11 protein-coding genes and 3 pseudogenes are annotated in these 13,980 nt (G+C 70.9%); 4 read left to right on the top strand and 10 right to left on the bottom strand.

Going from position 1 to position 13,980, the window contains the following annotated elements; genetic code table 11:
- Positions 1–118: 118 nt before the first annotated feature.
- The 3 genes from IG08_RS55035 to IG08_RS0145290 all read right to left on the bottom strand — a co-directional run bounded on the left by IG08_RS55035 (position 119) and on the right by IG08_RS0145290 (position 2,937).
- Positions 119–1,030, bottom strand: coding sequence for a major royal jelly family protein (locus IG08_RS55035; RefSeq protein ID WP_234343140.1), 912 nt, complete (start codon positions 1,028–1,030; stop codon positions 119–121).
- A gap of 525 nt (positions 1,031–1,555) precedes the next feature.
- The gene (locus tag IG08_RS0145295) at positions 1,556–2,074 is read right to left on the bottom strand and encodes a nuclear transport factor 2 family protein (RefSeq protein WP_052425158.1); all 519 of its coding nucleotides are present in this window, start codon (positions 2,072–2,074) and stop codon (positions 1,556–1,558) included.
- 50 nt (positions 2,075–2,124) lie between these two features.
- The gene (locus tag IG08_RS0145290) at positions 2,125–2,937 is read right to left on the bottom strand and encodes an oxidoreductase (RefSeq protein ID WP_199821060.1); all 813 of its coding nucleotides are present in this window, start codon (positions 2,935–2,937) and stop codon (positions 2,125–2,127) included.
- A 179-nt stretch (positions 2,938–3,116) separates the two neighbouring features.
- On the opposite strand from IG08_RS0145290, the gene IG08_RS0145285 reads away from it, so the two are divergent.
- Positions 3,117–3,458, top strand: coding sequence for an AAA family ATPase (locus IG08_RS0145285; protein WP_030617910.1), 342 nt, complete (start codon positions 3,117–3,119; stop codon positions 3,456–3,458).
- A 31-nt stretch (positions 3,459–3,489) separates the two neighbouring features.
- Here IG08_RS0145285 and IG08_RS0145280 read toward each other — a convergent pair.
- Positions 3,490–3,723 (bottom strand): annotated as a pseudogene (locus IG08_RS0145280) (serine hydrolase domain-containing protein); the annotation flags it as partial.
- 34 nt (positions 3,724–3,757) lie between these two features.
- Here IG08_RS0145280 and IG08_RS0145275 point away from each other — a divergent pair.
- Complete coding sequence (locus IG08_RS0145275) at positions 3,758–4,117, top strand: aminotransferase class I/II-fold pyridoxal phosphate-dependent enzyme (protein ID WP_030617905.1); 360 nt, start codon at positions 3,758–3,760, stop codon at positions 4,115–4,117.
- Positions 4,118–4,194: 77 nt separating this feature from the next.
- Here the strand turns inward: IG08_RS0145275 and IG08_RS0145270 are convergent, their stop codons facing one another.
- From IG08_RS0145270 to IG08_RS61880, 5 genes and pseudogenes are all read right to left on the bottom strand, one after another.
- Positions 4,195–4,548, bottom strand: coding sequence for a hypothetical protein (locus tag IG08_RS0145270; protein WP_199821058.1), 354 nt, complete (start codon positions 4,546–4,548; stop codon positions 4,195–4,197).
- A 24-nt stretch (positions 4,549–4,572) separates the two neighbouring features.
- On the bottom strand, positions 4,573–5,070 hold the full coding sequence (locus IG08_RS0145265) for a GbsR/MarR family transcriptional regulator (protein ID WP_030617901.1): 498 nt from the start codon (positions 5,068–5,070) through the stop codon (positions 4,573–4,575).
- Positions 5,071–5,130: 60 nt separating this feature from the next.
- Positions 5,131–5,649, bottom strand: coding sequence for a hypothetical protein (locus IG08_RS0145260; RefSeq protein ID WP_030617899.1), 519 nt, complete (start codon positions 5,647–5,649; stop codon positions 5,131–5,133).
- Complete coding sequence (locus tag IG08_RS0145255; protein ID WP_030617895.1) at positions 5,646–7,595, bottom strand: APC family permease; 1,950 nt, start codon at positions 7,593–7,595, stop codon at positions 5,646–5,648. The genes IG08_RS0145260 and IG08_RS0145255 overlap by 4 nt, the downstream gene beginning before the upstream one ends.
- A 256-nt stretch (positions 7,596–7,851) precedes the next feature.
- Positions 7,852–7,929, bottom strand: a pseudogene (locus IG08_RS61880) (DUF1707 SHOCT-like domain-containing protein); the annotation flags it as partial.
- A 304-nt stretch (positions 7,930–8,233) separates the two neighbouring features.
- Here IG08_RS61880 and IG08_RS0145250 point away from each other — a divergent pair.
- Positions 8,234–9,646 (top strand): hypothetical protein, encoded by a 1,413-nt coding sequence (locus IG08_RS0145250; protein WP_030617892.1) that lies wholly within the window; start codon positions 8,234–8,236, stop codon positions 9,644–9,646.
- 7 nt (positions 9,647–9,653) lie between these two features.
- Here the strand turns inward: IG08_RS0145250 and IG08_RS0145245 are convergent, their stop codons facing one another.
- Positions 9,654–11,219: a Na+/H+ antiporter gene (locus IG08_RS0145245; protein ID WP_030617889.1), complete on the bottom strand. Its 1,566-nt coding sequence runs from the start codon at positions 11,217–11,219 to the stop codon at positions 9,654–9,656.
- Between the two features lie 240 nt (positions 11,220–11,459).
- Between IG08_RS0145245 and IG08_RS55030 the strand changes: the two are divergent.
- Positions 11,460–13,975, top strand: a pseudogene (locus IG08_RS55030) (sensor histidine kinase).
- Positions 13,976–13,980: the final 5 nt, after the last annotated feature.

Here is a 13,980-nt window from a genome sequence, read left to right as displayed (position 1 = left end):
GGATCCCGCCGAAGCAGGCGACCAGCGGTTTCTTCCCCTTGTCTCGCTGCACCGTGGCTTGGAAGCAGGTCCGTCGGCCGTCCGGTGTACCGCAGCCAGATGACGCGAGCCGGAGAGGTCAGACGAGCCTGACCGGCCCGGCGTCGATCGGCAGGCGGGTCAGGAGGTAGGGCTTGCGGCGCAGGTCCTTGCCTTCGTGGAAGGGCGACAGCCGGTTGAGCTGGTTGGCGATGGCGTAGAGATGCCGGTCCGAGGCGACGGACAGGGTGTCGACCCAGAGCAGGTCGTTCCCCTGGGCGAGGGTCCGGTAGGTGCCGTTCGGGCTCCTGCGCCAGAGGGAGTTGTGTTCCAGGTCGCCGCCGTAGAGCCGCCCCTTGTCGTCGCTCTCCAGGCCGTCGGCCATCGGCTTGAACCCGAGGTCCTCGACCGTCGCCGCCACTTCGGAGTCCGTGGCGTCCGGGTCGGCGAGGGCATCGGTGGACACGCTGTGCAGTCGGCGGCTGGACAGCGGGCAGTAGTAGAGGCGCGTGCCGTCGGCGCTGAGAGCGATGCCGTCGGAGCCGGTCTCGTAGTACGTGGGTTCGCCGCCCGCGGGGCGGACCATGAAGGGCTCGCCCTCGATGACCGGGAGGAACCGCTCGTCCGGGAGCGCCGAGGGATGCCCGGTCAGTCGCCGCCAGGAGCGGCCGGTGGCGAGGTCGACCACGATCACGCCGTTCGAGCCGCCCGAGTCGGTGATGAACGCCGTGCCCTCGGCGCCGCGCCGCAGGTCAAAGCGCACGTCGTTGGGGTAGCTGTTCGCCGGCACCACCTCGGGCGGGAAGAGGATCTTCCGTACGATGCGGTCGCTGCGCAGGTCGACCGCCACGAGCTTGGGGCCGCCGTAGGAGGACCCGGCGAACAGCGGGCTTCCGGTGTCGAGGATCCACAGCCGGTCGGCCGGGTCGACGACGACGCTCTGTACCGACTGGAAGTGCCCGGCCAGGTCGGAGGCGTCCTCGCGGTTCACCTCGGCGTCGGGATAGGCCACCGGCTTCCCGCAGCTCGGCGACGGTGAACGGGACGTCGTCGCCCCAGCGGGGAAAGTTGACGAAGACCCGGCCGCGGCGCGAGACGGTGACGCCCGTCGGCATCGCGTCCCAGAAGCGTGCAACAACCTCGTAGTTTCTGGCTGTTGAACCAGATGCGGAGGCGGAGGTCGGCCCGGCGAGTTGGGTGGCGGCCAGTGACGCGGTGGTCGCCGTAAGGAACGTACGTCGTCTCATGCGAGCGTCTCCTGCTGAGTCAAGTCGCCGGAGGGCGCGGCGAGTTGCGGTCACTTCGGCGCGTGGGGAATCGGCTGGACGCTGCCGTGACCGGTGGAGGACACCGCCTTCAGCAGCCAGTCTTGGGGAGTCGGCTTCGCCCGTGTCGTCATGGCGAGCCGAAGCCCACCTGGACGGCAAGTACTTCCTGCGTTCCTGGGTCCCGGAACTGTCGGCCGAGGGCATCGCCTGCGGCTACCGCCGACTCCTGGAAGGGAAACGGGGCCAAACGGCAGGTGGACCTGGTGCACTCAGATCCGCCGGGCTGCCGGCCGGGTCAGCGGGACCAAGCGGCGGTCCCCGAAGGTGACCATCGCGTGCACGGGCGCGGCGCTGGCGCGCATGAGCGCCGCGACACCACGGCGGCCCTGCCTTCGGGCGAGCTCCGACCCCGCGCTGATCATCAGGGCGGTGAGGGCCGGCATCGGACGCCCGAAGAGCGTGATCTCCTTGATGCGTGCCTCGCCGTCGAACCGCAGCAGCTGCGCTTCCTCGAACGGCTGGGATCCCACCCGCGCCCGGTAGAACAGCGAGTACGCGTCGCCCTCGCCGGTCTGGGTGTGGAAGCGGATGTCCTCGACCGCAGTGAACGCCGAGGTCAGGAAATCGCGCAGCTGGGCAGGTCCCTCGAAGCGAAACTGTTCGGTGAGCGGCGAGCTGAGCACGACGTCCTGGCTCAGGCACGCGATTGCGGCGTCGACGTCACCGCGTTCTGAGGCGGCGCGCCAGCTCGCGACGGTAGCGGCGGCGGAGCGCGGGGTCTCGGACATGGGTCTCTCCCGGTATCAACGGCGCGATGGAGTGCGTGGGGTGGCGGGGGTCAGCCGGCCAGCTTGTTCATCGTGCGGATCTGCTTGTCCAGGACCCAGGCGGGAACAAAGCGGAGCAGGCGCGCGCGTCCGGCCATGGGGCCGGCGGCATAGCGCAGTTTCGGCTTCGCGTCGGTCGCTGCCGCGACGATCGCCTTGGCGACCACGGCGGGGTCGTCGCCGCCCTTGATCGCCTCCGTCATCAGGCGGTCGAAGATGTGCCGCTGGTCCGCGTAGACCTGCAGGGGCGTGTCGGGCTTCGCGCTGTTGGCCTCGAATCCGGTCCTGGTGTAGGCGGGTTCGACGAGGAGCGACCGGACGCCGTACTGCCGCACCTCATGGTCCAGGGACTGGGAGTAGCCCTCGATCGCGTGCTTGGACGCGCCGTAGACGGCCATGTACGGAGCGGGGATGAACCCCTGCACTGATGAGAGGTTGATGATGCGCCCGCGTCCCTGGGCACGCATGTGCGGCAGAACCTCCTTCACCATGCGCAAGACCCCGAAGACGTTGATGTCGAAGACGCCCTGGGCCTGCGCGACGGAGGTTTCCTCGGCCGCGCCTATCGAGCCGATGCCGGCGTTGTTGACCAGGACGTCGATCCGCCCGAACCGGTCGATCACCTGCTGGACCACGGTGGTGACCGACTTGTCACTGACCACGTCGAGGTCGAAGAACGTCACACCTTGGAGCGGGGTGACGCGTGAGGTGTCCCGGCCTGTGCCGGCCACCTCGAAACCCGCCGCGACCAGCGCGAGCGCGGTTTCCTTCCCGATGCCGGATGACGCCCCCGTCACCAGGGCCACCGGCCGATTCGTCGTCATCATGCACTCCCGCACTCCCAGAGGAAACCGATCGGTTTCGCTTGCCCTCACTGTAAACTGATCGGTTTCCATGCACAAGCTCAAGCAGGGAACTGCTCCCGGCCGCGTCACCGGCTGCCTTCAGATTGAGCTGACCGGCGCCCGCCGGCATGGCGGCACTGGCCGGATGAGCAGGCAGGATGGACGTGAGGGCGCCGTCCCCGCGCTGCGATCGCCCAGCTCGCGCTCAAGGACACGGCTTCCAACGGGCCCTGATCGTCGCGGCACTGAAGGTCTTGGCCGACCGGAGGCGTCCCGTCGACGGGATGCGGACGCTGTGTCTGGCCATCGAGGAGCCCGAGCTGTTCCAGCATCCGCCTCAGGCGCGAGCCTTCGCAAAGGTGCTCCGCGAGCTGGTCGCCACCTCACCGCAGGGGCGTACGCAGGTCATATACGCGACCCACAACCCGTTCTTCGTCGACCCGAAGGGCTGCCGCCAGCTCGTCGGGGTACGAACGGCTCGTACGGGCCGGCTTCGATAGCCGCTTGGCAGACCTCTGAAACCGGCTCGGCTCAGGCGAAGGCCAGTGAGCGAAATGCGTTGCGGACGTGGGTGAGCGGCTCGCGGTCGCGGGTGTAGTAGAGCTTATTGGTGAGCAGAGCCGCCCAACGGTCCTTGCCAGGTGAGATCCAGATGCCTGTGCCGGTGAAGCCGTAGTGGACCCAGATGTCGTCGGTCTCCGGCTCCGTGCCTGGGGCCGGGTGCCAGAACAGCCCACGGGGCGGGGACAGCTCGCCGGTGTGGATCCGGTCGAGCGCCATCACCCCCGTACAGACCGCGGTGGCTCTGGCCGCCCTGTCCGTCGTGACCTCGCCGGAGGGCGCCCGGCGGCGGGCGGCGGTCGCGGCCGTCGCCACCCGGCTGCGCGAGGGGCTGACGGCGCGCGGTCTGGAGGTCATGGGCGACGTGGTCTGCCCGGTCGTGCCGGTCCTCATCGGTGACACCCCCGCCGGCCGTACGGCCTCCGGTCTCATCGCCCGGGCCGGTCTCGTCGCGCATCTCGTCGAGCAGCCCGCGGTCGCCTCCGACGCGGCCCGCTTCCGCCTGCAGGCCATGGCGGACCACAGCGACGACGACGTCGACACGGCCATCGACATCCTCGACACCTGCATCCGGGAGGCTCGGCAGGCCGCCTGCTGAGCCTCCCGGATGCCTGCCTCGTCGCCGACGTCGCTGGGCGGGCCGGTGCTTCACACCGGCCTGCCTGTAGGCGGACGTTAGTCGGCGGTGAGTTCTGCGAGCTGCTCGGCCGCGGTGGTGTTGCCCCGGTCAGCGAGGCGCCGTAGCTCGTCCAAGTTGTCCTGTTCGGTGGCGAGTTCGATCAGCTGGTCGGTGGCCGTGGCGTTGCCGCCGTCGGAAAGGCGTCGAAGTTCTGCGAGGTCGCCTTGATCTGCGGCGAGTTGGATGAGCTCGTCGGTTGCGTCGGTGTTGCCCGCGTCCGCAAGGCGGCGCAGCTCGTTCAGGTCGCCGAGTTCGGCGGCGAGCTCGATCAGCTCGTCGACCGCGCCGGGGGCGCCGTGCTCTGCCCGCTTCCGTAGGGCGGACAGGGCGGTCGGATCGTGCTCGGTCATCAGGGGCAACCTTTCTGTGTGGGGCTATGCGCGAGGGTCGGCCAGTTGTCCCGAGGCGCGCAGTTCGTCGCGGTGTGCTTCCCACTCGTCGACCAGCCGGGGCAGGCGCTCGGCGAGGAACTCGGCCAGCGCGACCATCTCCTCCAGCGGGGCGCGGCGCTCCGGTGGGGCGTCGGCGAGGAGTGCCAGGCCCTCCCGGAACAGTGCGGCATGTTCGTGGTGGAGGGCGGCGTCGAAGTTCTGCGGCTGGCGGCTGTCCGGGTTCAGGGTCACCCGGTCCATGCGCTCACCGGCGGTGCGGGTGCGCCGGGCCATCCCGTAGTTCTCGAGCAGTTTGACCGCGCCGGTGACGGCGCTGCGGCTCGCCAGCAGGGCTTCGCCCAGCTCGTCGATCGTCTGCTGTGGCGGATCGCAGACGAGGAGGTGGCCCAGCAGGCGTCCGGCCATGGGCGGGAAGCCGTACTGGCGGGCGTAGAAGCGGCCGACGTGGTCGGCGAAGAGTAGTTGGGCGTCGTTCGGCACGCTTTCGAAGGTATCACCTTCAACCGGGATGACAATTATTTGTGTCATCTCAGTCGGGCGTCAGGAAAGCCCGGACGCCCTCAGGACCGCTCGCGTGGTCTCGTCGTCGATCCGGTGGCCGAGCTGTGCCAGGACTTCCGCGCCTTGGCGGAGCGTGCCGCGTTCGACGGAGCGGTGGACTCCGGTGTCGAGCTCGTGCCAGATCAGGGGGTTGGCGGCGAGGACGCGGGGGTCGAGTTCCAGGCGCCCGCCGTGGGCGTCGCGCAGGACCAGGTGCGAGGAGACGCCGCCGTGCTGCCGTACGGCCACCAGCGCGTCCGTACGCACGATGTGTCTGCGCCAGGGCGTGTGTACCGTGAGCCAGCTGGGGCCCGCGGTCACCCGGGGTGGGAGCAGGACGGCGAAGACGGCGGCGGACAGGGTCAGCCACAGCAGAGCTCGCAGGAGCGTCAGGCTGCCCGCGTCCCAGTCCACGAGCAGGGAAAGGGCGCAGAACACCAGGGCGCAGGTCGCCGCCAGCCGGGCGCTGCCGCGCCAGTGGCGGTCGCCGACCGGGGCCCAAGGGGCCATCTGCGTCATGTCGCTGACGCTAGGCGGCTGTGCGGGCCCGGGGACTGTCGCTGACGGTCTCGGGTGACCGGGGCGACCTCGCCCTGGCCGAAGAGGAAGAAGCGGAGGAAGTTGGCGAAGGGGTTGCCCTCGGTCCACTCGAAGTAGATGTGCGGGATGCAACCCGTCTCGTCGCGGGCGTGGAGGAGCAGCGCGGCGAGGGCGTTGGGGATGGAGGCGGACTCCAGGGTCAGCACGCGGTAGCGGTTGTGCAGGACCTCGCCGCGTACCGTCAGGCCCGCCTCGAACTCGGAGGGATCCGTCAGCGTCACCTCGACGAAGACGAAGTCCTCCTGCTCCGGCATGTCGTTGTCGGCCCGGATCTGTTCGATCTTGTCGCGGTATTCGGCCTTGTCGCGCTGGTCGGGCTCGTTGGCGATGAACCGCATCTTCCGGCTGGCCATGTCCCGGACGAATCGTTCCGCCATGTCGTCCAGTGTCACGCTCGTGACGCGGAGCTCGAAGGCGCGGGCCAGGCGGGAGAGCAGGGAGACCAGGATGATGCCGGCGATGAAGCAGGCGCCGATCTTGACGCCGTCGGGGCGTTCGATGACGTTCGCGACGGTGACGTAGAGGAACACCGCCGAGATGACGGCGAAGCCGATCGTCCAGTTCCGCTGGCCGGCCTTGCGGGCGGCGATGGTCACCGCGATCGCCGCCGAGCTGATCAGAACCAGCACGCCGGTGGCGTAGGCGCCGCCCTGCGCGTCCACGTCCGCGTCGAAGATCCACGTGACGAGGAAGCCGATGAGCGTGAAGACGATGACCATCGGGCGGACGGCCCGTGCCCAGTGCGGGGCCATGCCGTAGCGGGGCAGGTAGCGCGGCATCAGGTTCAGCAGGCCGGCCATCGCGGAGGCGCCCGCGAACCACAGGATCGCGATCGTCGACACGTCGTAGACCGTGCCGAAGGTGCCACCCAGGTACTCGTGGGCGAGGAACGCGAGGGCGCGTCCGTTGGCCTGGCCGCCGGACTCGAACTCCTTCTCCGGGATGAGGAGGGTGGTGATGAAGCTGGTGGCGATCAGGAAGACGCTCATGATGAGAGCGGCGGCCGTCAGTAGTTTCTTGGTGTCGCGGATACGGCCCCGGGGGTGCTCCTCCGTGTCGCCGTCGTCGCCCTTCACGTGCGGCATGACCGCGACGCCGGTCTCGAAGCCGGACAGGCCGAGCGCCAGCTTGGGGAAGACCAGCAGCGCCACGCCGACCATGGCGAAGACGTTGCCGTGCTCGGCGGTCAGTGCGCTGGACCAGTCGGTGATCACGTGGCCGGCGGTGGCGACGTGCCACACGCCGACGATGACCACCACGACGTTCAGCGTGAGATAGACGCCCACCAGGACGACGGCGACGCCGATCGCCTCCAGGAAACCCTTGAGGAAGACCGCGCCGAGCAGCGCCACGAGGATCAGAGTGACGATCATCTGCTTGTCGTGCAGGGCGCTTTCCAGGTGCGGGTTCTCGACCAGGTGGGTCGAGGCGTCCGCCGCCGAGAGCGTGATGGTGATCAGGAAGTCGGTGGCGGCGAAGCCCAGCAGGGTCAGGACGAACAGCTTGCCCTTCCAGAAGGACAGCAGCCGCTCCAGCATCGCGATCGAGCCTTCGCCGTGCGGGCTCTCCTCGGCCACCCGTCGGTAGACCGGCAGGGCGCCGGCCAGGGTGACTATGACGAGCACGATGGTCGCGATCGGGGAGAGCAGGCCCGCCGCGAGGGCGGCGATACCCGGCTGGTAGCCGAGGGTGGAGAAGTAGTCGACGCCGGTCAGGCACATCACCCGGTACCAGCGCTGGCCCTTGTGCGGAGGCTCGGGCTCGGCGTGCGGGCCCGTGTGGCCGCCGCCCTTGCCCATGTCGGACAGGCCCTGAAGCATCCACGTCCGCAGACGGCTCGGCGGCGGGTGTTCGGTGACGGCCATCGGCGTGCTCTCCTGGGGTGCGGCTCAGCGTGGGGCTACGGCCATCACGCGGACGGCGGCATCAGCGTATGCAGAGCGTGACGTGAAGGCCGAGGGCTGGATCACACGTTCGCGTCAGGGTTGCGTTAAGACCGGCCGCGAGATCGCCGGTGGCACATCGAGGAGTGGGTGTTTCGGTGGTGCGGGTGAGGGTTGGGCCGTATGGAGGTCTCCAGCGGATGAGCCTCAACGCCGCGCGTGGCGGATCTTCAACCGTCAGCTCGATGTCGACCACCGGATGCTCGATGACCGCCCGGGACGGGTCCAGATGCACCCTTCCGTATGCGGACTCGACCCCGCCGTCAAAGTCCCGTCAAACCGACCTGGGAAGCCATCAGGAGAGCGTCAACGTCGGCCGTTGATGGCCGGATTCGGTCGCAGACTGATCGGCATCGGGGGTGGGTGACCGCCCGTGGCGTGATGTTGGGGGCACCGTGACGATCACGGCCGGTACAGCGGGGACATTCCAGCCGGGGGCGGGTGAAAGGCCGGATCGGCCACCGGCGGTCGTCCCGCAGGGAGGCGGCCCCGGACCACGGCGACCAAGCGGGCCTCGGACGGGCGATCCGGGTCCGGGACCCCGCCTCAGGCAGCGGGCCGTGGCCGCGCGGGCCGCTCTGCGCCGCCGTTTCTGGGCCACCGTGCCCGCACGGCTGCGCCTCCTGCGCGCGGCCACGGTCTCGCTCACCGCAGCCCTGGCCGTGCTGCTGCTCGTTGCCGGGCTCGCCGCGAACGGCGCCTGGGGCAGCGTGGCCGACCGGGACGCACTCCGCACGACCAGCGCCGCCGACCTCGACCTCGCCCTCAACGACATGGACGCGCAGGCCGCCAACATCCTGTTGTCCGGCGGGGACGCGGGGAAGGGGCGTCTACTGACGCCGTACGGGAAGGCGGTCGGCTTCTACGGCGATGCGCGGCGCGAGATCGGTCATGACCTGCGGACGCTGGCCGTCGCGGCGCAGGGGGACCGGGCCGACGAGAAGACGGTCGAGTCCCTCACCGACGACTTCGCCGAGTACCAGGAACTGATCGGCCGCGCCCTGGCGAACGACGACCGCAGCGGCGGCAAGGCATCGGCCCTGGTCGACTACCGCCAGGCGACGGACCTCCTGCAGAGCCGGCTCCTGCCCGCCTCGCGCACATTGGTGTCCTCCAACGACCGTGCCTTCGAAGCCGAGTACACGGCCGCCCGCTCCACGGTCTCTGACCAACTGACGGCGGCCCTTGCCCTCGGGGCCCTGCTGCTCGCCGTGCTCGGCGTCCTGCAGTGGTACCTGGCCCGCCGCTTCCGGCGGATCCTCAACCCGGGCGTGCTGGCCGCCACCGTCTGCACCCTGCTCGCGGTGATCCTTGGCGCGCAGATGCTGTCCGCCTCCGCCGAGCACCTGCGGGGCGCGCGCCGCGACGCCTTCGACTCCGTCGTCGCGCTCTCGAGCGCCAGGGCCATCTCCTACGACGCCAACGCCGACGAGAGCCGCTATCTCCTCGACCCGCAGCGCCGCGACCGGTACGCGGACTCGTTCCTGGCCAAGTCGCAGGAGCTGTACGGCATCCAGGGTGCGAACCTCGCCACGTACGACGCCGGACTCGCCACCACCTGGCAGGCGTACGAGTCCGACCACGAGGACCTGCGCTTCACCGGCGAGTTCCGGCGCGAGCTCGACAACATCACCTTCCCCGGTGAGCGGGCGGCGGCCGAGAGGACGGTGGAGACGTACGCCGTCTACCAGCGCGACGACCGGAAGATCCGGGCGCTGCTGGCGGCGGGGAAGGAGCGGGAGGCCGTGGAGTTCTGCATGGGCTGGGAGCCCGGCACGTCCAACGCGCACTTCGGGGCGTGGATGGCCGCGCTGGACAAGGTGACGGACATCAACCGGGCCCACTTCACGGCGTCCGTGCGGGCAGGCCGGTCGGCGGTGGGCGGGCTGCTGCCATGGGCGGGCGGGCTGCTGCTCGCCGCGATGCTGCTGACCGCACTCGGACTGCGGCCCCGGCTGGCCGAGTTCCGCTGAGCGCCGCTCAGACGTCCGCTAGCCGTGCCTCCTCAAGGTCCAGGGAGCGCTGGAGCCTTCGCCGCGTCGTGTCGCCGATGGCGTGGTCGTCGTAGAGGCGCTGCAGTTCCATCGATTCCACTGCGATCAGGTCGCGGCGCAGCTGGCGGTAGACGAGGTCGGCGGATTCGGCCGTGCTGTTGTCGTCGGCGAGGCGGTCGCGGGCATCGTCGAGGCGGGCGGTGAGGCCCCGGCGGAGGCGGTCGAGGACGACGTCCGGTACGGCTTCGAGCTCCGAGAGCTCCTCCAGACGGCGGATGCCCGCGTCGGCCAGGCGGCAACGGGCGGAGGCTTCCTCGCGCTCGGTGTGGTCGGGCTCCAGAGCGATGCCGGAGCGGCGCACGACGGGAGCGAGAGTGAAGCCCTGGACGACGAGGGTGACGACCACGACCGATGTGGTCAGGACGAGGACCAGGGGGCGGTCCGCCAGCGCTGCGCCCGCCTTCGTGGTCTCGGGGATGGACAGGGCCGCCGCCAGCGGCACGACCCCCCGGGTGCCGGCCCAGGTCAGCACCAGCGGGACCCGCCAGTTCATGCGCTGGATGCCGCCCTTGCGCTGGACCACGGCCGACAGCGGCGCCAGCCACATGAGCCGTGCGGCGATCAGCGTGACCGCCACGGCCAGCGCGTACAGCGGCCAGGCCCGGTCGCCGTCGTCCAGCGCCTGAACCTGCGCGGGCAGAGCCAGACCGATGAGGGAGAACACCACGCTCTCCAGCAGGAACACCACTGTGCCGTACACGGCGTGCAGTTGAAGGCGTATGCGCGCATTGGTGAGCCGGTCGCCGCGCCCGCCCAGGACGACCCCCGCGACCACGACCGAGGTGACGCCGGAGGCGTGCGCCGCCTCCGCGAGGACGTAGGCGGCGTATGGCGTGACCAGGGCGATCACGGTCTCCAGGACCGGGTCCTCGGTGCGGCGGCGGATCAGCGTGACCACTGCGGCCACGGCGGCGCCGATGAGCGTGCCGCCGCCGGCCAGCAGCAGGAACTCGCCGCCCACGGAGCCCCAGTTCGCCGCCGCGGCGGCCACGGCGACGCTCACCGCCACGCGGTACAGGACGAGCGAGGTCGCGTCGTTGAACAGGCTCTCCGCCTGCACCAGCATCTGGACCTTCGGCGGCAGCGCGAGCCGCCGGCCCAGGGCCGTGACCGCGACCGGGTCGGTGCTGGCGAGGATCGCGCCGAGCACGACAGCCATCTGCCATGACAGGGGAGTGACCAGCGAGGCCACCCAGCCGACGGCCGCCGCCGAGGCCAGTACCAGGCCGATCGCGAGGATCCCGACCGGCTTCCACACCGCACGCAGCTCACGCCAGGACAGTTCCTCGGCGCTGGCGTACAGCAGCGGAGGCAGCACGACCAAGCCGATGGTCTCCGGGCTGATCTCGATCTCCGGGGTGCCCGGCAGCAGTGCCACGACGAGGCCGGCGACGACGAGCAGGGAAGGCGCGGGAATGCGCCACCGGCGGGCGAAGGTCGCCACGAGGGTGGCCAGGACGACCAGTGCCAGAACCGTACCCACACTGCGCATGCCGACCGTCCCCGGGAAGCCTCGCGGAGAGCCACCGTGGCTCCCCGGCCGACCAGACTTCCCGGCACACCGCCATCACCCTATCCGGCCAAGGGATGTCAAGGCAGTGTCAAGTTCCCGGTGATCGGCGCCAAGGAAGCGCTAACAACCGCCCCGGGCGGTCACCGGAAGCGCTTCGGTAGAGAGAAATGACCCGCCTCCCGAGGGAGTTGAGCCAGTGAGCGGAGCGCGTCGGCGGAGATGAGTGGTGACGTACGGCCGGGACGGCTGAAGGTCTACCTCGGGGCGGCCCCGGGGGTGGGCAAGACCTACCGGATGCTCGACGAGGGGCGGCGCCGGGCTGCCCGTGGTGCGGAGGTCGTGGTCGGCTTCGCCGAGTGCCACGGCCGGCCGCGCACTGAGGCGATGCTGGACGGCCTGGAGGCCGTTCCCCGCGCCCGCTGCCGCTACCGCGGCGGGCGGTTCGAGGAGATGGACCTCGCCGCGGTATTGGCCCGCCGCCCGCAGGTGGCGATCGTCGACGAGTTCGCCCACAGCAACGTCCCCGGTGACGGCCGCAACGCCAAGCGCTGGCAGGACATCGAGGTGCTGCTCGCCGCCGGAATCGACGTCGTCACGGCGCTGAACATCCAGCACCTGGCCTCCCTCAACGACGTGGTGGAGAAGATCACCGGGGTGCCGCAGCATGAGACGGTGCCCGACGACGTCGTCCGGCGGGCCCATCAGGTCGAGCTGGTGGACATGCCCCCGGAGGGCCTGCGGCGCCGCATGGCCCACGGCAACGTCTACGCGCCCGAGAAGGTCGACGCGGCCCTCGCGAACTACTTCCGGCCCGGCAATCTGACCGCGCTGCGGCAACTGGCCCTGCTGTGGGTGGCGGACCGGGTCGACGAAGCGCTCCAGACCTACCGCGCGGAGCACTCCATCGGCGGCGTGTGGGAGACCCGGGAGCGGGTGGTCGTCGCGCTGACGGGCGGGCCGGAGGGGGACACGCTCGTCCGGCGGGCCGCCCGCATCGCCGCCCGGTCGGCCGGGGGCGACCTGCTCGCCGTGCACGTGGCCAGCAGCGACGGCCTGGCCGCCGGTGTCTCGCACGCCTCGCTGGCCCGGCAGCGGCGGCTGGTGGAGGACCTCGGGGGCAGCTACCACTCCGTCGTCGGGGACGGCGTCGCCACCACGCTGGTGGAGTTCGCCCGCGCCGAGAACGCCACCCAGCTGGTGCTGGGCACCAGCCGCCGGGGCCGGCTCGAGCGGTTCCTGACCGGACCCGGCACGGGGGAGACCGTGACCGAGCTGTCCGGGGACATCGACGTCCACCGGGTCACCCACGAGCGCGCCGGGCGCGGCACCCTGCTGCCGTCCCGCCGTCGCACCCTGTCCACCGCCCGGCTGATCGCGGGGCCGGTGGCAGGGCTGGTGCTGCCGGTGCTGCTGACGGTCGTCCTCGCACAGGTGCGGGGCACGGTGAACCTGACGAGCGAGGCGCTGCTGTTCCTTCTCGCGGTGGTGGGGGTGGCCTGCATAGGCGGGTCGTGTCGGCGCTGATCGCGTCGGTGACGGCGTCCCTGCTGCTGAACTACTGGTTCATCCCGCCCATCGGCGCGTTCACGCTCGAGGACCCCAACGCGCTTCTCGCGCTCGGGGTGTTCGCGGTGGTGGCCGTCACGGTGGCCGCCGTCGTCGACCGCTCGCTGCGGCTGTCCCGCCGCTCGGCCCGGGCCACCGCAGAGGCCGAGACCATGTCGTCGCTGGCCGGCAGCATCGTGCGCGGCGGCGCGACCATTCCGGCTCTGCTGGAACGTACCCGCGAGACCTTCGGCATGGACTCGGCGGAACTCGTCGACGAACCACCCGACGCCGAGGGCGCCGAGGGCGCCACCGCTGTGCCCGCCGGTCCCGGCGCGTATCTGCTGCTGCAAGGGCGCACGCTGTCCTCCTCCGAGCGCCGGGTGCTCGCCGCGTTCGCCGCGCACGTGGGGTCCGCCGTCGAGCGGGCCCGGCTGGCCGAGGCGGCGGCCGAGGTGGAGCCCGTGAAGGCCGCCGACCGGATGCGTACGGCGCTGCTGCGGGCCGTCGGACACGACCTGCGCACCCCGCTCGCCGCCGGCTGGGCGGCTGTCACGTCGCTGCGCAGCCGGGACGTGGAGTTCACCCCGGAGGACCGCGACGAACTCCTCGCCACCGCCGACGAGTCCATGGCCAAGCTCAGCCGCTTGGTCGAGAACCTCCTCGACCTCAGCCGCTTGGAAGCCGGCGTCCTCACGTTGAACCTGCGGGCCACGACCCTGGAGGAGGTGCTCCCGACGGCGCTCGCGGACGTGCCGGTGGCCGAGGCGCGGGATGTGGAACAGGTCCCGGCGGTGCTGGCCGATCCGCCGTTGCTGGAGCGCGTCGTCGCCAACCTGGTCGGCAACGCGGCCCGGCACACGCCGCCCGGGCAGAGGGTGCTGGTCACCGCCAGCGCCCTGGCGGGACGCGTGGAGCTGCGGGTCGTCGATCGGGGGCCCGGCCTTCCCGCCGACGGCCGGGAGCGGCTCTTCGAGCCGTTCCAGCGGCTCGGGGACACCGACAACACCACCGGTCTCGGCCTCGGGCTCGCCCTCGCCCGGGGCCTGACCGAGGCGATGAACGGCACCCTCACCCCCGAGGACACCCCGGGCGGCGGCCTGACGATGGTCGTGTCGCTGCCCTGCGCGGAACAGGCCGGGATGACGCAACCGGCGCAGAGCCCGCACCCTGTGGTGCGCAGAGCGTAGGAGAT

It is taken from the genome of Streptomyces fulvoviolaceus (genome assembly GCF_000718165.1).
Taxonomy (GTDB): domain Bacteria; phylum Actinomycetota; class Actinomycetes; order Streptomycetales; family Streptomycetaceae; genus Streptomyces; species Streptomyces fulvoviolaceus.
Note: the sequence above shows the minus strand (reverse complement) of the source record. Positions and strands in the feature narration are given on the sequence as shown.

Bases quoted from the DNA above. Each gene is read 5' to 3' on its own strand.
- IG08_RS0145285 (WP_030617910.1), top strand. From the start codon at position 3,117: ATGGACGTGAGGGCGCCGTCCCCGCGCTGCGATCGCCCAGCTCGCGCT.
- IG08_RS0145290 (WP_199821060.1), bottom strand. From the start codon at position 2,937: ATGACGACGAATCGGCCGGTGGCCCTGGTGACGGGGGCGTCATCCGGC.
- IG08_RS0145245 (WP_030617889.1), bottom strand. From the start codon at position 11,219: ATGCGCAGTGTGGGTACGGTTCTGGCACTGGTCGTCCTGGCCACCCTC.
- IG08_RS0145255 (WP_030617895.1), bottom strand. From the start codon at position 7,595: ATGGCCGTCACCGAACACCCGCCGCCGAGCCGTCTGCGGACGTGGATG.
- IG08_RS0145270 (WP_199821058.1), bottom strand. From the start codon at position 4,548: ATGACCGAGCACGATCCGACCGCCCTGTCCGCCCTACGGAAGCGGGCA.
- IG08_RS0145260 (WP_030617899.1), bottom strand. From the start codon at position 5,649: ATGACGCAGATGGCCCCTTGGGCCCCGGTCGGCGACCGCCACTGGCGC.
- IG08_RS0145295 (WP_052425158.1), bottom strand. From the start codon at position 2,074: ATGTCCGAGACCCCGCGCTCCGCCGCCGCTACCGTCGCGAGCTGGCGC.